General features: G+C 64.8%; 20 protein-coding genes and 1 pseudogene. 14 read left to right on the top strand and 7 right to left on the bottom strand.

Translation table 11 applies throughout. The annotated features are described in order from the left end of the window. The first annotated feature begins 38 nt into the window (after positions 1–38). The 3 genes from CJ177_RS32515 (at position 39) to CJ177_RS32505 (ending at position 2,217) form a co-directional block, all read left to right on the top strand. Positions 39–797 (top strand): SDR family oxidoreductase, encoded by a 759-nt coding sequence (locus CJ177_RS32515; protein WP_095869497.1) that lies wholly within the window; start codon positions 39–41, stop codon positions 795–797. A 77-nt stretch (positions 798–874) separates the two neighbouring features. After that, positions 875–1,492, top strand: a complete 618-nt coding sequence (locus tag CJ177_RS32510) for a VOC family protein (RefSeq protein WP_025432656.1) — start codon at positions 875–877, stop codon at positions 1,490–1,492. Positions 1,493–1,602: 110 nt separating this feature from the next. Next, complete coding sequence (locus CJ177_RS32505; protein WP_025432657.1) at positions 1,603–2,217, top strand: maleylpyruvate isomerase family mycothiol-dependent enzyme; 615 nt, start codon at positions 1,603–1,605, stop codon at positions 2,215–2,217. 155 nt (positions 2,218–2,372) lie between these two features. Here the strand turns inward: CJ177_RS32505 and CJ177_RS32500 are convergent, their stop codons facing one another. Continuing rightward, positions 2,373–3,335 carry an NADP-dependent oxidoreductase gene (locus CJ177_RS32500; RefSeq protein WP_005242063.1) on the bottom strand — a complete coding sequence of 321 codons (963 nt, stop codon included), beginning with the start codon at positions 3,333–3,335 and terminating at the stop codon, positions 2,373–2,375. 422 nt (positions 3,336–3,757) lie between these two features. Between CJ177_RS32500 and CJ177_RS32495 the strand changes: the two are divergent. Then, positions 3,758–4,165 (top strand): annotated as a pseudogene (locus CJ177_RS32495) (MFS transporter); the annotation flags it as partial. Positions 4,166–4,450: 285 nt separating this feature from the next. Then, positions 4,451–4,891, top strand: a complete 441-nt coding sequence (locus CJ177_RS32490) for a VOC family protein (RefSeq protein WP_063819574.1) — start codon at positions 4,451–4,453, stop codon at positions 4,889–4,891. Positions 4,892–5,017: 126 nt separating this feature from the next. On the opposite strand, the gene CJ177_RS32485 is transcribed toward CJ177_RS32490, so the two are convergent. Together CJ177_RS32485 and CJ177_RS32480 are read right to left on the bottom strand one after the other, a co-directional pair. Beyond that, on the bottom strand, positions 5,018–5,428 hold the full coding sequence (locus CJ177_RS32485; RefSeq protein WP_095869496.1) for a DUF3224 domain-containing protein: 411 nt from the start codon (positions 5,426–5,428) through the stop codon (positions 5,018–5,020). A gap of 110 nt (positions 5,429–5,538) precedes the next feature. After that, entirely contained in the window at positions 5,539–5,799 is a 261-nt protein-coding gene (locus tag CJ177_RS32480) for a hypothetical protein (protein ID WP_005242069.1), read from the bottom strand. A gap of 313 nt (positions 5,800–6,112) precedes the next feature. Between CJ177_RS32480 and CJ177_RS32475 the strand changes: the two genes are divergently transcribed. The 3 genes from CJ177_RS32475 (at position 6,113) to CJ177_RS32460 (ending at position 9,456) form a co-directional block, all read left to right on the top strand. Next, complete coding sequence (locus CJ177_RS32475; RefSeq protein WP_095869495.1) at positions 6,113–6,874, top strand: alpha/beta hydrolase; 762 nt, start codon at positions 6,113–6,115, stop codon at positions 6,872–6,874. Positions 6,875–7,370: 496 nt separating this feature from the next. Then, complete coding sequence (locus tag CJ177_RS32465; RefSeq protein WP_061043565.1) at positions 7,371–8,873, top strand: carboxylesterase/lipase family protein; 1,503 nt, start codon at positions 7,371–7,373, stop codon at positions 8,871–8,873. Between the two features lie 142 nt (positions 8,874–9,015). Then, positions 9,016–9,456 carry a VOC family protein gene (locus CJ177_RS32460; protein WP_025432658.1) on the top strand — a complete coding sequence of 147 codons (441 nt, stop codon included), beginning with the start codon at positions 9,016–9,018 and terminating at the stop codon, positions 9,454–9,456. A 309-nt stretch (positions 9,457–9,765) separates the two neighbouring features. Here the strand turns inward: CJ177_RS32460 and CJ177_RS32455 are convergent, their stop codons facing one another. Further along, on the bottom strand, positions 9,766–10,146 hold the full coding sequence (locus CJ177_RS32455) for a hypothetical protein (RefSeq protein WP_025432659.1): 381 nt from the start codon (positions 10,144–10,146) through the stop codon (positions 9,766–9,768). A 330-nt stretch (positions 10,147–10,476) separates the two neighbouring features. Further along, positions 10,477–10,626 carry a hypothetical protein gene (locus tag CJ177_RS47570; protein ID WP_167344014.1) on the bottom strand — a complete coding sequence of 50 codons (150 nt, stop codon included), beginning with the start codon at positions 10,624–10,626 and terminating at the stop codon, positions 10,477–10,479. Between the two features lie 310 nt (positions 10,627–10,936). On the opposite strand from CJ177_RS47570, the gene CJ177_RS32445 reads away from it, so the two are divergent. The 5 genes from CJ177_RS32445 (at position 10,937) to CJ177_RS32425 (ending at position 15,175) form a co-directional block, all read left to right on the top strand. Next, a complete protein-coding gene (locus CJ177_RS32445; protein WP_095869494.1) occupies positions 10,937–11,794 on the top strand; it encodes a MerR family transcriptional regulator in 858 nt (285 codons plus the stop codon). Between the two features lie 65 nt (positions 11,795–11,859). Next, a complete protein-coding gene (locus tag CJ177_RS48575) occupies positions 11,860–12,558 on the top strand; it encodes a hypothetical protein (RefSeq protein WP_226955497.1) in 699 nt (232 codons plus the stop codon). A 151-nt stretch (positions 12,559–12,709) separates the two neighbouring features. Further along, complete coding sequence (locus CJ177_RS32435) at positions 12,710–13,210, top strand: helicase associated domain-containing protein (protein ID WP_005242081.1); 501 nt, start codon at positions 12,710–12,712, stop codon at positions 13,208–13,210. 233 nt (positions 13,211–13,443) lie between these two features. Continuing rightward, positions 13,444–14,403 (top strand): GlxA family transcriptional regulator, encoded by a 960-nt coding sequence (locus CJ177_RS32430; RefSeq protein WP_095869493.1) that lies wholly within the window; start codon positions 13,444–13,446, stop codon positions 14,401–14,403. A 133-nt stretch (positions 14,404–14,536) separates the two neighbouring features. Further along, positions 14,537–15,175: an HD domain-containing protein gene (locus tag CJ177_RS32425; protein WP_061042789.1), complete on the top strand. Its 639-nt coding sequence runs from the start codon at positions 14,537–14,539 to the stop codon at positions 15,173–15,175. Between the two features lie 16 nt (positions 15,176–15,191). On the opposite strand, the gene CJ177_RS32420 is transcribed toward CJ177_RS32425, so the two are convergent. Continuing rightward, on the bottom strand, positions 15,192–16,559 hold the full coding sequence (locus tag CJ177_RS32420) for an MmgE/PrpD family protein (RefSeq protein ID WP_231914111.1): 1,368 nt from the start codon (positions 16,557–16,559) through the stop codon (positions 15,192–15,194). A 308-nt stretch (positions 16,560–16,867) separates the two neighbouring features. Here CJ177_RS32420 and CJ177_RS32415 point away from each other — a divergent pair, with 308 nt between their 5' ends. Further along, complete coding sequence (locus CJ177_RS32415) at positions 16,868–18,172, top strand: MFS transporter (protein ID WP_095869492.1); 1,305 nt, start codon at positions 16,868–16,870, stop codon at positions 18,170–18,172. Between the two features lie 70 nt (positions 18,173–18,242). Here CJ177_RS32415 and CJ177_RS32410 read toward each other — a convergent pair whose 3' ends face one another. Continuing rightward, the gene (locus tag CJ177_RS32410) at positions 18,243–18,983 is read right to left on the bottom strand and encodes a GntR family transcriptional regulator (protein ID WP_005242092.1); all 741 of its coding nucleotides are present in this window, start codon (positions 18,981–18,983) and stop codon (positions 18,243–18,245) included. Between the last annotated feature and the right edge of the window lie 333 nt (positions 18,984–19,316).

Genomic DNA, 19,316 nt, shown 5'->3' with positions numbered 1-19,316 from the left:
CCGACCATCGGCAGCCGACGCTACCGATCGGAGAAACTATGACCACCGAAACCACTCCAGTCTCCATCCAGCGCGAACCGGGACTGGCCGGACAAACCGTCGTCGTGATCGGCGGCAGCGCAGGCATCGGGCTCGAAACGGCTCGCCGCGCCCGGGCGGAGGGTGCCGATGTCATCCTCACCGGCCGCAATCCTGACCGGCTCGAGCACGCAGCGACAGACGTCGGCGCGCAGCGCACCGCGGCCTTCGACGCCAACGACACCGCCTCCTTGGCGAGCTTCTTCCACGACCTGCCGACACCGATCGACCATGTGTTGGTCACTGCCGGGGGCCCGCGCTACGCGCCCCTGCTCGAGATGGACTCCGACGAGGTGCGCGAGCAACTCAGCGGTCACGTGGTGCTGGGGCTCGAGGTCGCGCGCAACGCGGCGAGCAAGATGAGGCCCGGGGGCACTCTGCTACTGATGGGCGGAACCGGCGGTCGGCGCATCGGTCACGGACTGGGGATCGCGTCCGCCGCCACCGCCGCGCTACCCCCGTTCACGGCGGCCCTCGCGCTCGAGCTCGCGCCGGTTCGCGTCAATCTCATTGCCGCCGGCTTCGTCGACACCCCACTGTCGGCATCGCTGCTCGGAGATCGGCTGGACGCGCGCCGGAACGAATTGCGGACAACACTTCCGATCGGCCGGGTCGTCGGCCCCGCCGACGTGGCCGCACTGGCCGTCCACATCATGAGCAACACCGCGCTCACCGGCGCGACATACGACATCGACGGTGGCCAGCAGTTCGTCTCCTGATGACCACACGGCGAAACGTGGGTGGCTCGAACGACCCGCCCCGATCAATCCCCACGACGAAAAACAGAGAGGCAACCATGAGCACCAACGAAGCAACCAACACGCAGGTCGCGCCGGTCGACATGAAGTTGGAGGTCGTCGTCATCCCCGTCACGGATGTCGACCGCGCCACCGACTTCTACACCCGGCTCGGTTGGAGACAAGACGTCACACCGCCGGGCTCCGGCGTCGTCCAGTTCACCCCGCCCGGCGCCGACGCCTCGATCCACTTCGGCGCCGACCTCACAACGGCCGCACCCGGTTCCGCCAAGGGATACCTCATTGTCTCCGACATCGAGGCTGCCCGTGACCAACTGGTCGCCGCCGGCATCGAGGTGACCCTATTTCACCTCGGCACGGACGGCCCGGGCGACGGGCTGGACCCGGACCGTCGCAGCTACTTCTCGCTGGCGTCGTTCAGCGACCCCGATGGCAACGACTGGGTGCTGCAAGAGATCACCACCAGGCTTCCCGGGCGCATCGATACCGCCGTCACCTCGTTCGGCTCTGCACGCGACCTCGCGACCGCACTGCGGCGCGCGGCGGCTGCCCACGGCCGGCACGAAGAGCGCACCGGCGAAGAAGACCCGAACTGGCCGGACTGGTACGCCGAGTACATGGCCGCCGAACAGTCCGGGGCGGAGCTGCCCACCTGAGGAGTTGTGAGGCCACGGCCATCGGCAGCTTGCGGTACGACGGGCCATGGGTCGGGACGGTGTCGGGCCCAATCCAGTCGGTGACGGGCAGCATTTGTCACACTGGCTTCATGAATGATGTCTGGCCGATCGTGCATGCGGAGCGTGCGGCGCTGATCGATGACCTCACCGACCTGACCGACGACCAGTGGGCCCACCCCTCACTCTGTGGTGACTGGACTGTGCACGATGTCGCCGCCCACTTGATCAACAACGCGAAGACCACCCGCCTCGGCATCGTGCGCAATATGGCCCGGGCGCGCTTCAACTTCGATCGCCAGAACGCCCAAGGCGTCGAACGCGAACGCGGCGCCACACCCCGCCAAACGCTCGCCCGGCTCGAGCAGGTAGCAACACGCACGTCGACGCCGCCGGCACCGCTCGACAGCAGGCTGGTCGAAGAGGTCGTCCATGGCGAAGACATCCGTCGGCCGCTGGGCATCAACCGTATATATCCGTCGGAGGCGGTCGTCAGATCGCTGCGGTACCAGGCGCGCACCCCGGTATCCCTGGGAGGTGCGAAGCAACTCATTGCCCAGGTCCGGTTGCGGGCCACCGACGCAGACGTGTCGATCGGTGACGGCCCAGAAGTCTGCGGCCCTGCGCTATCACTGCTCATGGCAATATCGGGACGTAAGTCGGCGCTGGGTGACCTCGACGGACCCGGAGTATCTGCGCTGAAGTGACAGTCTGGCGACAGCGCCCCGACGGACAGGTGGTTCCGCAGAGCGGATATCTGTCGATCGTCGCGCGGTTGTCCGCAAGCCGAACCCTCACCGGGGCGCGACAGGCGCCCAGCGCATTTCGGGCAGCAGCCGGCGCCCGTCCCGAAGCACGCTGGTCAGGAAGCAACCGTGGTCGCGTCGAGGACCAGCTTCCCTCGGACGTGTCCTGCCCGGCCCACTTCGTGGGCAGCTTGCGCCTCGGTGAGGGGATACACGGAGCTGACCGTGGGCCGCACTCTGCCGTCATCGACGAGCCGGGAGATCTTGGTCAGCGTGTCGGCGTTCGGTTCGACGCTGAAGTGTCGCGTCCGTATACCGCGTCGCTCGGCTTCGGCCTTGACCTCGTCCGGAACCTCTGCTGGCAGGGCGACGAGAACCCCGTCTCGCTTCAGCACGTCCAGGGACCGCTGTTGGACTGTGCCGCCGACCGTGTCGATCACGGCATGCACCGGAGCCACCGACGTCTCGAACCGCTGCTCGCGGTAGTCGACGAACTCGTCAGCGCCGAGCGAGTTCACGTACTCCCGGTTGGAGCCGGACGCGGTTGCGACCACGTGCGCTCCCAGGGCCTTCGCAAATTGCACGGCCAGATGGCCGACACCACCGGAGGCTGCATGGATCAACACGCGCTGCCCTCGTTGTAGACCGGCCTCGTCGAAGAGGGCCCTCCACGCCGTCAATCCGGTCATCGGCACCGCCGCCGCTTGTATGTGGTCCAGGATGGGCGGCTTGGCGACGACCTGACTGGCGGGGACTGCCGTGTACTCGGCGTAGGCGTTTCCGGGTTCGGGCAGCCGAACCATTCCATAGACGCTGTCGCCCTGCCGGAACCCGCTGACGCCGTTACCGACCACTTCCACTACTCCCGAGATGTCCCACCCCGGAATCCACGGCAGCGGAACATCGGGAAAGTCTTCGAACCCGCCTTCGCCCAGCAACCAGTCCAGCACGTTGACCCCCGCAGCATGCACCCGCACCACGAGTTCGTCCCCGGCAGGGTCCGGACGGGGGGCATCCTCGTAGACCAGATTCTCCGGTCCGCCATAGGCGTGGAGCCGCACCGCTTTCATTTCTTCCATGTTCCTCTACCTCTCCGGCCTCTGCCACGACGGTGACGACAGAAGAGAGGTCAGGACCTCCTGCGACCTCCGCGCGCCGGCCTGCCCGACCCCAGTCAAGGACGGGCGGGTGTCGATCTAGCCTGTGCTCGGGCTGGTCGGGGTCTGGATCCGCCGCCGCGTCGCCGAACCGCCCGCGTTCGAGGAGCTCCGGGAGAACAACGAACTCGCCGCCAGCCCCCTGAAAGACGCCTTCGCCACCAAAGCCAATCGCCGGCGCATGCTCATGGCCGCATCCCTGCCCCTGCTGAACAGCGTCGGCTACTACGTGCTGTTCAACTACCTGCCCACCTACCTGACGAAGCAACTGAACTTCAGCTCCTCCGCCAGCTTCACCATCACCTCCATCGGACTTCTCGCCCTGATCACCCGCCGTCCCGGTCGCCGCCCTCCTCTCCGACAAATACGGACGCCGGCCCCTGCTCTTCGGCTCCGGCGTCGCCATGGCCCTGCTCGCATACCCCGCCTACCTCGTCATGCAACAGGGCACCATCGTGCTCGCCGTCCTCGGCATCGTCGTGCTCGCCGTGCTCTTCGCCGGCCACACCGGAGTCATCCACACCGCACTGATGGAACTCTTCCCCGCCTCCGTCCGGACCACGTCCTACTCGATCGGTTACAACATCGGCCTGGCCATCTTCGGGGGCGCCGGACCGCTCATCGTCACCGCCCTGATCGCGAGCACCGGCGACCCGGGGATCCCCGCCTACTACGTGATCCTTGCGGCACTCGCCACCGCCGGCTGCGCCTTCTTCCTGTCCGAGACACGCAACAGCGGTGTAGACGCCTGACCGGCGCCCGGGAACCCACCCCGGGAGGCATCCCCCAGCACCCGACCGGCTGGACGGGCACCGCACAGGCCGGCGCCCAGGATCGATGACCGGTACCCGATCACGTGGACCGTCGCGCACTGGGGGCGTTCCCGCGTCTTCCAGACGCGACAGCAACATGTCGTCCCGCACGACCTTTCGAAACCCTGGGTTGACCGCAGCTTTGCGGAAAGAACATGTCGAGATCCCAACCCCGGCTCCGTCCCAGCATCGCATCGGCACAACACCAATTGGAGGATGGATCCCATGGCACACGTACAACGATTCGACCACATCGGCATCACCGTCGCCGACCTCGACTCGGCAACGGCGTTCTTCGTCGGACTGGGCCTCGAGGTCGAGGGCACCGGATCCGTGGAGGGCGAATTCGTGGAGACCGTCTGCGGCATCCCCGGCGCGCACTGTGAGATCGCAATGCTGCGACCGCCCAACGGAGGATCCCGGCTGGAGCTCGCGACCTTCGTCACGCCCGACCACGTGCCCGGATCGCCCACAGCGATGGCCAACGAGCTTGGCCTGCGCAACGTGTCCTTCGAGGTCGGCGACCTCCAGGCGGCCGTCGACGCGGTGGCCGCGGACGGGTACGGGCTCATCGGCGGCATCGGTGAGTACGAGAACAGCGTGCGAATGGCCTACGTGCGTGGGCCCGAAGGGATCATCGTGTCCCTGTTCGAGCAGATCGGCTGACGCACGTGCGCGTTACCCACGTGTGTCTACGTCACCAGTAGCGGATCCCCTCGCGGGAATCGGCTCGGCGGCTCAACGAGCAGATGGCTCGTACCGGCCACGGTCCCAAGTGGCCGCCACCGTGAACTACTCAGGATGGTTCTCGAAGCTGTAGACGAGAGTCAGGACGCCTTGGCGGGCCTCGGTGGCGCGACCGGACAGTCCGGTCAGCTCCGCAGTACCCGAATGCGGGATCACGGTGCCGAACGTTGTCTGGTCTGCGCCGTCGGCCACACCGCCATGTTGAATCACGAACGTCCCGCGCCGGCCGTCCAGAGTCGCGTGGATACGTTCCGAGGCAACGTAACCGGCACCTTCGGGCCCCTGCGTCGTAAGAACGTCCGCGACCCCGGTACCGTCCAGGGCGCCTCGATAGGTCTTGCGAATCACGACCCTGGTCAATTTCGGGCCTTCGTCTGGCTCGTCATAGGGAACTTCATCCCAGCTGTCGATGTCGAACTCGGCGTCGACTGTTCGTTGCGTCGTGGTGTCAGCCATGAGGACAAAGAATGCCAGACCGGACTGACAACCTGTGACGGCACTGCAGCGTCCGCACGCGGATCGGCGCCCGATGTCATCTCAGGTCCTCTGTGCCTCGTGGCGGAGTCTCAGTCGCCGATGTAGCCGGTCTCGGGGTTGATCTGACTGAGGAAGTCGCGGATCGACTCCCGATGCTCGTCAATCGTGTTCGGCTGGAGCGGGGCGGATGGAGCGTTCGGTCCGGATTCCCAGTCACAGTCGCAGGCGCCTGGTTCCTCTGGACGTAGCGTCACGGTGAAGACCTCGCCATCGACCGTCAGCGTGAACGACCCGTCGTCAGCCGTCGGTCGGCTGCCACCTGCGGACTCGTCGTGATTCTCAGTACGCATGAACGCATCTTCACATGCGCCGAGCTTGTGGTCAGGCGCGCTGTGGTGGGCTATGGGGCGTCTTGTCGAGTGCCGGTAGACGGCGGGGCAGATGAGCAGTGTCGACAACCGGTCGGGTCGGTGGGCAGGAAATAGGTTGGACGGGGTTCGGTTCAGGTTGATAGCGTGCGCGAGACCGTGACGTCACGCGAGGAGGTGAGACCCATGAACGCAATAACCATGTGGGTGCTCCCACTCGTGTTCACGGTTCGGCGATTGACGTAGGTGTCGTCGGGAGCGCCTCGACAACACGGCAATCCCGAAAGGCAACACCATGCACTTCACCTCTGAGACATCGTCGAACGGTGTCATCGAACGCAATTTCACTCTGGATGAGATCACCGGCGTGCTCTGGTCGCCCACATCCGGAGCCCTTGGCGCACCGCTGCTGCTGTCGGGGCACTCCGGCGGCATGCACAAGAAGGCGCCGGGGCTGGTAGCCAGTGCACTCCGCTGCGTGACCACCTATGGGTTCACCGTCGCCGCCATCGACGCGCCCGGACATGGCGACCGGCCGCGAAGCCTTCAGGATCAATGGTGGGCCGAGGCGATCCACCAGGCCCGGGCGGCGATCGAGCCGATCGCCCCGATCGTCATCGACTACAACATGTCGCTGGCGGAGCGTGCGGTGCCGGAATGGCAGGCGACCCTGGACGCCCTGCAATCGCTGCCCGAGATCGGCGCCGAAGCGCCGATCGGCTACGGCGGGGTGAATTTGGGCGTCGTGACCGGGCTGATGCTGACGGCGGTCGAATCCCGGATCGCTGCCGTGAGCTTCGGTGGGGTTTACGTACACGACGCTCTGATCGAGGCGGCAAGGAAGATCACCGTCCCGGTCGAGTACCGGATTCCGTGGGACGAGGACGAAATCGACCACACCTCTGCGGTGGCGTTGTTCGACGCCTTCGCCTCGAGGGAAAAGACACTGCACGCCCACCCTGGCAGGCACAACCAGGTGCCCGAATACGAGCGCGACAGTTCGGCCCGGTTCTTCGCCCGCCACCTCGGACGAGCCGTCGACACGGCTTCGGACTGACGTGGACGGTATCGGCGTCCGGCCCGGCGCCGGACGCCGATACCGCCATTTCCACGATCCTGCCGGCCGGATCAGAACAGCGTGTCGCCACCGACTCGTCATTCTGGCCGACCATCGAAATCGGCCGACCACCACCTCAGCCCGAGGCCCGCTCGCCGAGCATGCGTCGGTGCGCAAGTGCCACGACAAGCCCCACCCCGAGCAGACCACCGCACCGCCGGGTCCGCCGCAGCCTGCCCGCCGTGACACCGCGGTTGGAGGTGACTCCGAAACCGCATGTTCCTGCATCACGAGCGTCGGTGTGAAACACGGTCAAACCCGCACCACCGCACGGTGATACGGGTAGCCGTGACACACGTCTACCTCCCGCACCTGCCACGCCAGTGGCAGATAGTATGAGATCTGCGTAGACGCTTGGACGAGGTGGTTGCCGATTCACACGGCCCCCTCGGCCCGACCATCCAGCGTGATGCGCACATACGAAAGGGAATCGCTGATGACCGTCCGCACCGTGAACACAGAGGCAGGGCGACTCTCCGGTGACCACGCCGACGGGGTCACCCGATTCCTGGGAATCCCCTACGCGGCAGCTCCAGCGGGCGAACGCCGATTCGCATCCCCTGGCCCTACCGAACGATGGGCAGGGACCAGGAACGCCACCGGTTACGGCGCTACCGCACCCCAGCCGCCATTGCACCCCGCTCATGCGAATCTGGCGCCGCTGATCGGGCCCGGATGGGTCACCGGAGACGGCGACTACCTCAATCTCAACGTCTGGACACCCGACCCCGGCGCGAGCGGGCTTCCGGTGATGGTCTACGTCCACGGCGGCGGGTTCATGATCGGCTCGGGCGCCGCCCCCGCCTTCGACGGCACCTCGTTCGCGCGCGACGGCGTCATCCTGGTCACTGTCAATTACCGACTCGGGGCGGAGGGCTTCCTCGCACTGCCCGGTGAGATCACGAACATTGGATTGCGCGATCAGATCGCAGCACTGCGCTGGGTTCGCGACAACATCACCGGGTTCGGCGGGAACCCGGACAACGTCACCGTCTTCGGCGAATCGGCCGGCGGCTCCTCGGTCGCGTTCCTGCTGCACTCCCCGCTGGCCGCCGGACTGTTCCAGCGAGCGATCGTCCAGAGCGGACACGACGAGATGGCCCGCCGGCTCGACATCGCCGAAGAACTCACGAAGGCACTCGCCGACCGGCTTGGAACCTCACCGACCACAGACGCATTCCGAGCATTCTCTGCCCCCGACCTGTTGCGCGCGCAGGCAGCTCTGCTCAGAAACGAACCCCGCCCCGACCTGCGCGACGACAACGGCGTCGACCCAGGCCACCGTCGTGCGCTGTTCCTCCCCACCACGGGTGACGACGTCCTCCCCGACCCGGTCGGAGTCCCGAACACACACTCGCGGGGCGTCGACCTGTTGATCGGCACAACACTCGAGGAAGCCAACCTCGGTTTCGGTGCCGACGAGTTCGCCGCCTTCGACGCGCATGACGCCGTAGCCGAGCTGGCCGCCACCTACCCTGATGCCGAAGCGCTCCTCGAACGACACGGTCTACACGACCCGGCCGTCACCCCCGCGCACGCACTCACAGCCGCCTTTACGGACCTGATGTTCCGATCACCGAGCCGCCGCACCGCGCGCCGCCACCCAGGCCCCACCTACGTCTACGAATTCGCATGGCGATCACCACTGCACGGCGCCGCACACGGCCTCGACGTCCCCTTCGTCTTCGACACCACACAAGCATGCCGCGGCCTCGTCGGCGACGCCGCACCCGGCGCCCTCACCCACGCGATGCACCAAACCTGGCTCGACTTCGCGACCCACGGAGATCCCGGCTGGCCCACCTACGACGACGCCAGAATAGCGATGAGGTTCGATGCCAGCCCACACCTCTGCGAGGACACCGCTCCCGACGACACCGGCGCCGAATACCTGCCGTACACCTCCACAAACCGCAGCTCCGCGCACGGGCGAGCATGAGAAACCCGCTCCCAATTTCGGCGCTTGACGAATATAGGACCGTCGCACGAGGTGCGCAGCTTGTGCTGACGGGCAACGCAGTTCATTGCACCCACCCGTCCCAGCATCGCATCGGCACAACAACAATTGGAGGATGGATCCCATGGCACACGTACAACGATTCGACCACATCGGCATCACCGTCGCCGACCTCGACTCGGCAACGGCGTTCTTCGTCGGACTGGGCCTCGAGGTCGAGGGCACCGGATCCGTGGAGGGCGAATTCGTGGAGACCGTCTGCGGCATCCCCGGCGCGCACTGTGAGATCGCAATGCTGCGGCCGCCCAACGGAGGATCCCGCCTGGAGCTCGCGACCTTCGTCACGCCCGACCACGTGCCCGGATCGCCCACAGCGATGGCCAACGCGCTTGGCCTGCGCAACGTGTCCTTCGAGGTCGGCGACCTCCAGGCGGCCGTCGACGCGGTGGCCGCGGACGGGTACGGGCTCATCGGCGGCATCGGCGAGTACGAGAACAGCGTGCGAATGGCCTACGTGCGTGGGCCCGAAGGGATCATCGTGTCCCTGTTCGAGCAGATCGGCTGACGCACGTGCGCGTTACCCACGTGTGTCAATCCGTCGCCATGGACGCGGCCGTAGCTCGACGACGTTTCAGAATGCCCGTCTGTATCCGTCCCGTACGCGGATCCCTGTTCGGTCAGCTCTGTGCACGGTCGTCGGCGCTCAGCCCTCGCCCTTGTGAAGCAGCGAAACCATGACGCGAGATCCCGCCCGACTGGCGACCGGGACTGCAAGCGCGCGGCCCTCCACGTGGCCGGCGATATCGAGGCCGGGGTGTGGATCGTCAACCAAGTGCACGGGTTCGGCGGATACGCGGTCGCATCCCTGGTACTGCTACTGGCGATAGATCTCCACGTGGGCGTTCGTGATCACGCCGGCATCCAACGAGGGGGCACCCCAATTCGTGCTGCACGCCCCCGTGGCCTGACCTGTCGGCACGAATGAGCGACTGGACTGACTGAAAGGCCCGATCGCGTAGAACGGAAAGGCGTTGGGGATGCCGTGAAGGCCCCAACAGTCGACGATCAGCGCGTACTCCCTGCCAGCGGGCGCATCGGTGTCATGGCAGGTCGCCGTCGCGCTGAAGGCATCCCGCTGGATGACGCAGTCCTGGGGGTCCGCCTGGGCGGTGCCGGAGCCGATGATCGCTGTGAAGGCCAGCCCCGATACGACGGCGGCCGTGACGCGTGCTGCAGCAATAATTGTGCTTCTCATTGAGATCCTCTCAGTAGCAAGACGTCTGATGTCGGGCAGCCCCCGCTGGGCCCGTCCGATGCCCGACGGCCCGCGCATCGTGCAAGGAAAAATAACGTTTCTGTTCTTGTGCGAATCCACTAGGCACAGACGAGGGTCGAAGCGAAGAGTGGTTACGACGGCTATGTCACGGATGTTGTCCGGCGTCGAGTGGCCGGGTTCGGAAGGTCTCGGGTCGAGGAGCGGGCAGCCTGATCGGGGTGTGGCCGACCATCGGCCTCGGCCGGACTCAGCCGACAGATGCACATTCGCTGGCAAGTTCGTAGCGACAATGCCGAGCGGCTGGCCTGCTCAGATGACGATGGGTGCCCCCGTGACGAGGTCCCAGAGTCCCAGACCCAGGAACAGCACAGCACCCACTGCCGACTGCACCGGATTTCCGTTCAGAAAACCCTCAGCACCCCAGGCGACCAAATCGGTGAAAATTTCAGACGAACCCACAGTTCTCGCTCCTTGTTGTCGGTATCTTGCGTTAACACCTTGATCGCCCAGACCGACTGGTCTGTTACGGATTCACATCCCTCGGCCGCGCACGGGCGCGGAGTGCCACACGTCGGCGAGCAGGTCGTAGGACTTCAGCCAGGATTTCGGTGGTCTCGGCCTGGGAGGCATCACCTCGTCGGCCTGCGCGTGTTCAGCGAACTCGTCGAGGTACGCCTTGACCGGTCCTCGATCATTGTGCGGCGGTTGGCGTGCGGTGCGCCATCCTCGGCTTGCGTCTCCAGTAGGTCGATACAGCACTCTTTGCTACGTGGATGACGACGAGCTCTACTCCATCGGCCAGTTGGCCGAGCGCAGCGAGCTGCCGGTGCGCACGATCCGCTTCTACTCCGACGAGGGGATCGTGCCGCCGACCGAACGCAGCCCGGCCGGCTACCGCCGGTGCGACGCTCAGGCAGTGGCTCGCCTCGACCTGGTCCGCACGCTACGCGATCTCGGACTGTCTCTGCCCACCATCCGCACGGTGCTGAACAACGACGTGTCCCTGAAGCAAGTCGCGGCCATACACGCTCAGGCACTTGACGTCCAGATCCACACCCTCCGGCTGCGACGCGCCGTCCTGCGCGCCGTAGCCAAGCTCGACACCACCCCAGAGGAGATGACACTGATGCATCAGCCGGCCAAGATGTCCGACGCCGAACGCCATCGGCGCATCCAGAACTTCATCGACGAGGTTATCCGCAGTCGGCATACCGGCTTTCAGCCACCGCGCGCGGTGACGGTCCTCTGTCGAGCCAGACTCCGGACGGAGAACATGGGGAAGCAGAACCCTCCGAGAGCCAAGCCTCGACTTGTCGGGTGGCACGAAGCCGTCGAGCCATCCCCTCGTTCTCCTGCGATTCGCTACGAACCGTCGGTTCGAACACATAGCGGCCACGCAATTCCAGCCGGAGACCGGAGGACTGGTCTGCGTAACGGAAGGTGGTGCCGTCGTAGACGGTCAACGCCGTTGGTGAGAGCGCGATGGCGCAGGATCCATCAAATCCCGGTGCTGTTCGGCGGTGCTCGTCGGCTGTTCGACGTGTTGCCCGCCCGCGTCGAGTTGGAGATCGTTCGGGTGATCGACACGCCGGAGGCCGGCCATATCCGCTACCGCGTGCGTCACTGAGCCTGCTACTTGCTCGTCGCTTCGCGCGCGAGTCACATCTGGTCGGCGCAGGGCGATACGCATACATGAGGGGCGAAACGCGCACACTGATCCTGTCCGTCGCAATGATGACTTGTATCGCGCTGGCTACGGGCTGTCAGTCGACCAGCGAACAAACCGGATCCGTCGACGGGACGACGATCCCGTGGAGCACGGTCCCCGCCGCACAGTCCGGTGGAGGTGCCGCGCCCCAACCACCGGATCCTCCCCCACCGACGTACCCGAACGGGGGTCCCGGCGCCCCCGACCCTCCCACACCGACGACACCGGGCCCGACGATATCCGGCATCCCATTCTTCCCGCCCACAGCGCTGGTGACCCCACCCGTCCCCGGAGTTACGGCCAGCGGCATGCACATCGAGCGGCACGACGGATTCGATCGCATCGTCTACGACTTCGGCGGCACATACGCGCCTGGCTGGCGCGCCGAATACGTCGCCGAGGCAACGCAACGCGGTCAAGAGACCGCGACACGACTCCACGGTCGATCGATCCTGCAGATCTACTTCTTCGACACGGACTCCCCGGCCGAGAGTGGGATCGCCGCGTACAACGGACCGAACCCGTTGTCGGACCCCGCGGCGTACAGCGTGGTCGAGGTACACCTCACACCGAACTACGAGAGAGGCACCCAGTCGTTCGTCGGCCTCCGTACCGACTACCCGCAGTTCCAGGTCACGACTCTCACAGAACCGACGAGAATCGCCGTCGACATCCACGACTAGCGCCGCATTCGGGCACTCGGCGCCCCGGCAGAGATTGCATTCCCGGGGCGACACGAGCCGACTTTCGTGACAGATCGTCAAACTCGTTGACATACTTGAAGTGATGACTATCCGGATAATGCTCGACGGCTTTCACAAGGATGCGATCTCGATGCGAGATAACAGGCCCGCAACCTCCGCACTGCAGCTCTACCGCGCCTTTCAGCACCAGCACCCCCGAACTCCGGTCCCGGCCGACTACGTCACCGAATGCGGTTTCCGACTGGGACGTTGGCAGGACCGCCAGCGGATTGCCCGCATGCTCGGCACACTGCCACCCCAGCGCATCGAGCAACTCGACGCGATCGGCTTTCTGTGGAGCGATGACGACGTCCCACTTCCGGCCGTGTCACGTACCGACGCCAAGCGGCGACGGATGCTCACCGCCATCGCCGCCTACCGCGAAGAGCACGGCAACGCCCTTGTTCCCGCGAACTATGTCACCGCAGACGGTGAACAGGTGGGCCAATGGCTCTACCGGGCGGTGAAGAAGTGGAGGGCCGACGCCTTGCCGGACAAAGAGCGTCGCACACTCTCCGTCCTCGGGGTCTCCCCCGGTCCACGACCACGAGGCCCCCGAACATCGGCACACCTTGTCGGACAGGCGACGTAAGGCAGACGGCCCGCACCCTGAATACTGTTGCTGTACAGATCTTCGAGCATCAGGTCATTCCCCGGACAGGTCGGCCGAAAGATCCCGAACCTCGACACCGGCTGAAATCTCGACCTCGACGGCCAACTCGGGCCGGTCGTCGAATTCGAGACGAAGACCGGTGTCAACACCGGAACTATGGAAGGGTCCGAGCCGGCAGGCCGTTGAAAGCACGAGGCGAGGAAGATGAGCTCATGGATGTGCCCCACCGTGTCGGCGTGCTCGTGTTCGACGGCGTGAAGATGCTCGACGTCGCCGGTCCATCCGAGGTCTTCACCGAGGCCAATCGACTCGGCGCCACGTACCAGTTGATGCTGTGCTCGGTCGGGGCGGTCGACGTGACCGCGTCCACCGGGATGCGGATTTCCGTCGATGTCGATGCCGCGGACACAGGTCTTCTGTCAACCGCGCTGGTGATGGGCGGCGACCGATTTCCGTCGACGCCGGTGAGCCCGGAACTCGCGGCTGCGGCCACCACTCTGGCCGCCAAGGCCGACCGGATGGCCTCGATCTGCACCGGTGCGTTCATCCTGGCGGCGGCCAGGCTCCTCGACGGTAGACGCGCGACCACTCACTGGCAGCACGCCGATACCCTCGCGCGCGGATATCCCCGGATCACCGTGGAACCCGACGCAATCTTCGTCGAGGACGGCACCATCTTCTCCTCGGCAGGAGTCACCGCAGGCATCGACTTGGCCCTGGCTCTCGTCGAACGCGATCACGGCACCGAACTGGCACGAACGGTCGCCCAATCGCTCGTGGTGTTCCTCCAGCGACCGGGCGGTCAGTCCCAGTTCTCCCCCAGCCTGCGCGGGCCGCGGCCACGCACCGGACAGCTCCGCGAGGTGGTCGATGCCGTGGCCGCGGATCCCGCCGGTGACCACTCCATCACTCGGCTCGCCGCACGCGCCAACGTCAGCCCCCGGCACCTGACCAGGCTGTTCCAGGACGAGTTGGGCACCACCCCGGCCAAGTACGTCGAACTGATCCGATTCGACACTGCAAAAGCCATGCTCGATGCAGGCCACACCGTGACTTCCGCGGCGCAGCACAGCGGATTCGGCAGCCCGGAGACTTTGCGACGCAGTTTCATCCAGCATCTCGGGGTGTCGCCGCGGGCGTATCGGCAGCGATTCCACTCCGCCCATCGCTGAGAGCAGCCGACCGGACATGTCCCGATCTGTGCGGAAGTGGGCCGGAATGGCGGTTTCCGCCGCGGTTGACAATGTCACTGTGAAGTAGATCAGCCGCGCCCCGCGGACCAGAACTTCCGGAAGCGAGAAACGCATGACCGACACCGTCGCAGGCATTGACATTCCCGACACCGTCCTGGTCACCGAAGCCACGGAATTGGTGCGGGAGGCCGCGAACCCGTTGATCTACCACCACTCCCGGCGCGTGTTCCTGTTCGGCTCACTCCGAGCCCGGCACCAGAAACTCGCGTTCGATGCCGAACTGTTGTACGTCGGGGCCATGTTCCACGACCTCGGACTCACGACGAAATACCGACGCGCGGATCAGCGATTCGAGATCGACGGAGCCGACGAGGCCCGCAATTTCCTCCGCTCCCACGGAATCGGCGAATACGAGGTAGACACGGTGTGGACGAGCATCGCACTCCACACCACCCCCGAGATTCCACTGCATATGGCACCGGAGATCGCGCTGCTTACCCGCGGCGTCGAACTCGACGTACTCGGTATCGGCTACGACGCGATCACCGACGAGGAACGCGCCGCCGTCGTTGCCTCCCACCCGCGGCCGGCCTTCAAGAACGAGATCCTCGCTGCCTTCACGGATGGACTCGAAGACCGCCCGGATACCACGTTCGGCAACGTGAAGGCCGATGTGCTGGCACACTTCGTTCCCGGCTTCGTCCGGGGTGACTTCGTCGATGTAATCCTGAACTCCGCGTGGTCCGAATGATGTCCGTGCCGGTTCTTCAGTTGACACCGCCCGGCAGATGACATTGCAGCAACGCCGCTGCCGAAACCCAGTCCAGGTTCATAATCTCGGCCGCCCGTTCGTCACCGACACACCCTCGAACTTTGGCTTCGAAATCTGCGACGGATGCAGGCCGGCGCGGATGCCCCATCGGCAGGTCGACCACGGCCTCGAGTTGTGATCCGTCGCGGAGTTCGACGACTACCGTGCAGTCTCCATCGAGCACTCCCTCCCCCACTGGCTCGGCAACCACGCTGACACTGTCGAGAATTCTCCGCACTTCCGGCCGCTGCACAGCAGCGTCCGTGAAGCTCCCGATATCAGGGAATCCGTCCAGCAGGGCGGCCGCTATACCGTAGTTCAGCGAGAACTTGCCTTCCAGGCCTGAACTCGGATAGTTGTGGATCAATGGCAAAACCGCGCTGTGCGGAGTGCGCAGCCGTATACGGGCGATGTCGTCGATCGACAACCTACCGAGCGACCGGACCGCCGAGATAGGACGCTGGAGCGCGTAACAACACGGGTGAAGCTTCAGCCCGAGGCCATCCGGGATGATGGGACCTTCGAACTGCAGGGATCTCTGCCCCCCGACGAGCCGGAACCATTCACCGACAGCACGAGGGTCGGCAGTCGCGCCCGCTGCCGCGAGCGTGGCCGCACGCACACCAGCCTGGGCAGCGAATCCGACTTGCATCGACTTGCCTGCGGTGCCGAAGGCTTGGCGGACGCCACCTGCGGCGGGGACAGCATGCGCCATCGCAGTAGCGATACCGTCAGAATCGAGCCCGAGCGACAGCCCCGCCGCAACAGCAGCCGAGATGGCACCGACCGTCGCGGTGGTGTGCCATCCCTGCGTGTAGTGCTCCCAACCGAGCGCTGCACCCAGGCGTGCCATGACACCCGCCGCCGCCAGGTACTCCCGCGCACCGCCGCCCGCTGCCAACGTGGCAGGAACGCACACCACACTGATGTGCGTCGTGGAGGGTATGTGCAGATCGTCGAAATCGAGCACGTGCCCGACCGCTGCCCAACGCAGTGCAGCCGGCAGACCATCCGTCCACGCAGCCACCGGATCGTCCAGTGCAGCAAGGGCCACTGCAACGGTATCGACAAGAGCACGTCGAGCGAGGTCGAGATCCGCGGCCCCTGGCTCGATACCGGCGGCCCACCTTGCGAGATCGTGCGCGCTGACATCGGTTGATTCATGCGGCGCAATCCTCATAGCCCACTCCTTTTCCCCACCGGTGCGCCCGCTGCGCCCAGCTGGACACTGATGGCACACCATACCGTTCACCGGCACACCCCACAAGAAATCACTCCCGAGATAAGTCGCCGCATGTTCGCTACCTTCCGCTTGTCCTACCAAGCCTGTAGGCCAACGCACTCCACCCCCCGTCGACGAACGTGACGAACCAACCTTGACAGAGTGTGATCCGAAGCACGATACTCATTTTTCGACACACTGTGCCGGTAATTAGCACACCTGTTGTCGGCTCCACTATCTACGCGCCTGTGACGAGCTCGCATCGATCGCAGAGTTTCCCCGTGCGATGTTCGAAGCCACAGACCCGGGGCAGTGCGTCGAACCCGCCCACGAAGCGCCCTCATCGAGCCACAGGCGGCCGAGTGCCTTCCAGAATCACGAGCAATGCCTTCACAGAAAGACACTTCTCAATGAAGATAGAAACATCCGATCAAACGGCTATCTTGAACCCGAGACGACAGCTGATCGCCGGGACCATCGGACACTCGGTCGAGTTCTTCGATTTCCTCGCATACTCGTACCTCGCGGTCTACTTCGCATCGTCCTTCTTCCCCACTTCCGAATCCTCGGGACTGGTACCGCTCTTGAGCGCATTCGGCGTTTTTGCCGTCGGATTCCTCGCACGTCCGCTGGCAGGCCTTTTCATCGGACTCTTCGCAGATCGTTACGGCCGCCGGCGCGCCTTGAGTCTCACCATCAGTCTCATGGCCGGCGGCAGCCTGCTTGTCGCCATCTGCCCCACGTACAGCCAGATCGGTGTCGCCGCGCCCGTGATTCTCACTGTTGCCCGCATCCTGCAGGGGTTGTCCGCCGGAGGCGAATACACGACTGCAGGCGCCTTCATCGTCGAATCCGCGCCCGCCGGCCGACGTGGTTTCTACTCGAGCTTCATGTTCGTCGCCTCGGGCATAGGGAAGTTGACATGTCTCGCCTTCATCACCGTGTTCGTCGCACTCATCGGCGAAGATGCGATGCGGGACTACGGTTGGCGAATCCCCTTCGCTGTCGGCGCCCTGGCTGCGATCGTGGCCTGGTACATTCGCCGCGGGACGCAAGAAACGCTCGAGACCACCGTCTCCGACGAGGGCGCGGCACCGGTTAGTCGCAACCCGCTCAATGCTCTGCAGCGTTACCCCAGACAGTCCCTGATCGTGTTTGCAATCGCAACCGGAATGGGTGTTGGACAATACTTTTGGGCGACCTATCTGACTACGTACTTCCAGATCCAGAACGGCGCCTCTGCCACCACCGCAATGACGGTCGGCATCATCACGCTGATCCTCTACACACTCGCACAGCCGGTGGCCGGGCTGATCTCCGACAGATATGGACGTAAACCGTGCATGTACGCATTCGGCGTCGGCACCGTCATCGTAACGCCTTTCCTGCTCTCGATCACAAGTTCGACCTTTTCAGTCCTGATATGCATTCAGCTCATCGGGCTACTGTTGTTGAGCCTCTGCACATCGATCACGTCAGCTGTGATGGTCGAAAACTTCCCACCGCACGTACGAGTGAGCGGCCTGGGCTTTCCCTACTCGCTCTCGGTGGCAATCTTCGGTGGAACGGTCCCGCTTGTAGCCACTAGCCTGGCCAATGCCGGTTACTCCCAGTATTTTCCGTGGTACATCGTGGCCACCGCGATTATTACGCTCATGGGGGCCATAGCGGTGCCGGAAACGTTCCGCAGCGATATTTCGGGCGACGAATCCTGACCGGCATTTCTCCCCTGTTCGCGGGATTCGCTCCTTCTCGGGCCGCCCCTGGCGGCCCGAGAAGGACCCGTCAACTTCTGCCTATGGTGTTTCGGTAGGTGAAGTGCTCGGGTAAGTAGAAACTGATCGCCAGCTCGACTGCCCGACTATCCGAATCGAGATACACGCGATCGGCGCGCAACAGTGGATGTCCGGCGGGGCAGTCGAGGTGATCGGCGGTCTCCTCGGACGCCGGCGCCACGGTGATCGACTGCACGAGTTCGACAACGGGAGTCGACAGGTGGGGTTCCAGGAGACCGATGATCGTGTGCGCTCCGATCGCGCCCGGCTCCGTCCCCGCGCCGCCACATAGGTGCTGCGCATGAGGATCCGGCAGATGGACGGTCGTCATCGCGAACACGATCCCCGCGTAGCGGCGTACATACGCGATCGTGGAGACGAAGTCATCGTCGAGGCGTAAACGGCTTGCGGCTTCGATATCGGCCCTCCGTCGCAGAGGCGCGACAATTTCCGTGGTGGTGCCAGCGGGGAGATTGGTCAGTTCTTCAATCGCTCCGAGCCGCCGAAGACGCCTACTCCCCAGTTCGGAGACGAACGTGCCCCTCCCCGGAACGCGATACACCAGGCCATCCGCCACCAGATCGTAGAATGCTCGCCGCACCGTCTGCCGACTCACTACATACGTCTCGGCAAGTTCGAGTTCGGTGGGAAGCTGGCGGCCACCGTCGAAGTGGCCCGCGGCGATTTGCTCGCGCAGCGCGTGGGACAACCGCCGATGTGCCGGCGCTCGTTCGTTGTCACGGCCACCCATGAGCCCACACCGCTCCGTTCCTGTCGCCCTTCGGCATCATTCATTGCCGCGACGCGCTGTCTTCACATGCCGATCCATCGGGATCGTCCGCGAATCATAGTAGGTCGAATTAGCACGATATGCCAGATATCGGCACACCACCGGAGTCGCGGGGCACCCACCGAACCTGCTCCCACCCGGTATCCCGTCCGACAACAGGGAACGCACACCCCGTTCCGACCTCGACGCGTATACAGCCCGTACCAGCACTGACGAAGCTCCCGCCGTCCACTCGCCGGAGGGAGGGTTGACCAATACGGCTTCCGTACGGCATCCTGATCGATATCGGAACAC

This window comes from Rhodococcus sp. ACPA1, from assembly GCF_002300195.1.
GTDB lineage: Bacteria > Actinomycetota > Actinomycetes > Mycobacteriales > Mycobacteriaceae > Rhodococcus_F > Rhodococcus_F opacus.
The sequence above is the reverse complement of the archived record's forward strand: the minus strand, read 5'-3'. Positions and strand labels throughout refer to the sequence as shown.

What these genes read in the sequence shown, in the direction of transcription:
- CJ177_RS32515 (WP_095869497.1), top strand. Translation starts at nt 39, where the DNA reads ATGACCACCGAAACCACTCCAGTCTCCATCCAGCGCGAACCGGGACTG.
- CJ177_RS32510 (WP_025432656.1), top strand. Translation starts at nt 875, where the DNA reads ATGAGCACCAACGAAGCAACCAACACGCAGGTCGCGCCGGTCGACATG.
- CJ177_RS32505 (WP_025432657.1), top strand. Translation starts at nt 1,603, where the DNA reads ATGAATGATGTCTGGCCGATCGTGCATGCGGAGCGTGCGGCGCTGATC.
- CJ177_RS32500 (WP_005242063.1), bottom strand. Translation starts at nt 3,335, where the DNA reads ATGGAAGAAATGAAAGCGGTGCGGCTCCACGCCTATGGCGGACCGGAG.
- CJ177_RS32490 (WP_063819574.1), top strand. Translation starts at nt 4,451, where the DNA reads ATGGCACACGTACAACGATTCGACCACATCGGCATCACCGTCGCCGAC.
- CJ177_RS32485 (WP_095869496.1), bottom strand. Translation starts at nt 5,428, where the DNA reads ATGGCTGACACCACGACGCAACGAACAGTCGACGCCGAGTTCGACATC.
- CJ177_RS32480 (WP_005242069.1), bottom strand. Translation starts at nt 5,799, where the DNA reads ATGCGTACTGAGAATCACGACGAGTCCGCAGGTGGCAGCCGACCGACG.
- CJ177_RS32475 (WP_095869495.1), top strand. Translation starts at nt 6,113, where the DNA reads ATGCACTTCACCTCTGAGACATCGTCGAACGGTGTCATCGAACGCAAT.
- CJ177_RS32465 (WP_061043565.1), top strand. Translation starts at nt 7,371, where the DNA reads ATGACCGTCCGCACCGTGAACACAGAGGCAGGGCGACTCTCCGGTGAC.
- CJ177_RS32460 (WP_025432658.1), top strand. Translation starts at nt 9,016, where the DNA reads ATGGCACACGTACAACGATTCGACCACATCGGCATCACCGTCGCCGAC.
- CJ177_RS32455 (WP_025432659.1), bottom strand. Translation starts at nt 10,146, where the DNA reads ATGAGAAGCACAATTATTGCTGCAGCACGCGTCACGGCCGCCGTCGTA.
- CJ177_RS48575 (WP_226955497.1), top strand. Translation starts at nt 11,860, where the DNA reads ATGAGGGGCGAAACGCGCACACTGATCCTGTCCGTCGCAATGATGACT.
- CJ177_RS32435 (WP_005242081.1), top strand. Translation starts at nt 12,710, where the DNA reads ATGCGAGATAACAGGCCCGCAACCTCCGCACTGCAGCTCTACCGCGCC.
- CJ177_RS32430 (WP_095869493.1), top strand. Translation starts at nt 13,444, where the DNA reads ATGGATGTGCCCCACCGTGTCGGCGTGCTCGTGTTCGACGGCGTGAAG.
- CJ177_RS32425 (WP_061042789.1), top strand. Translation starts at nt 14,537, where the DNA reads ATGACCGACACCGTCGCAGGCATTGACATTCCCGACACCGTCCTGGTC.
- CJ177_RS32415 (WP_095869492.1), top strand. Translation starts at nt 16,868, where the DNA reads ATGAAGATAGAAACATCCGATCAAACGGCTATCTTGAACCCGAGACGA.
- CJ177_RS32410 (WP_005242092.1), bottom strand. Translation starts at nt 18,983, where the DNA reads ATGGGTGGCCGTGACAACGAACGAGCGCCGGCACATCGGCGGTTGTCC.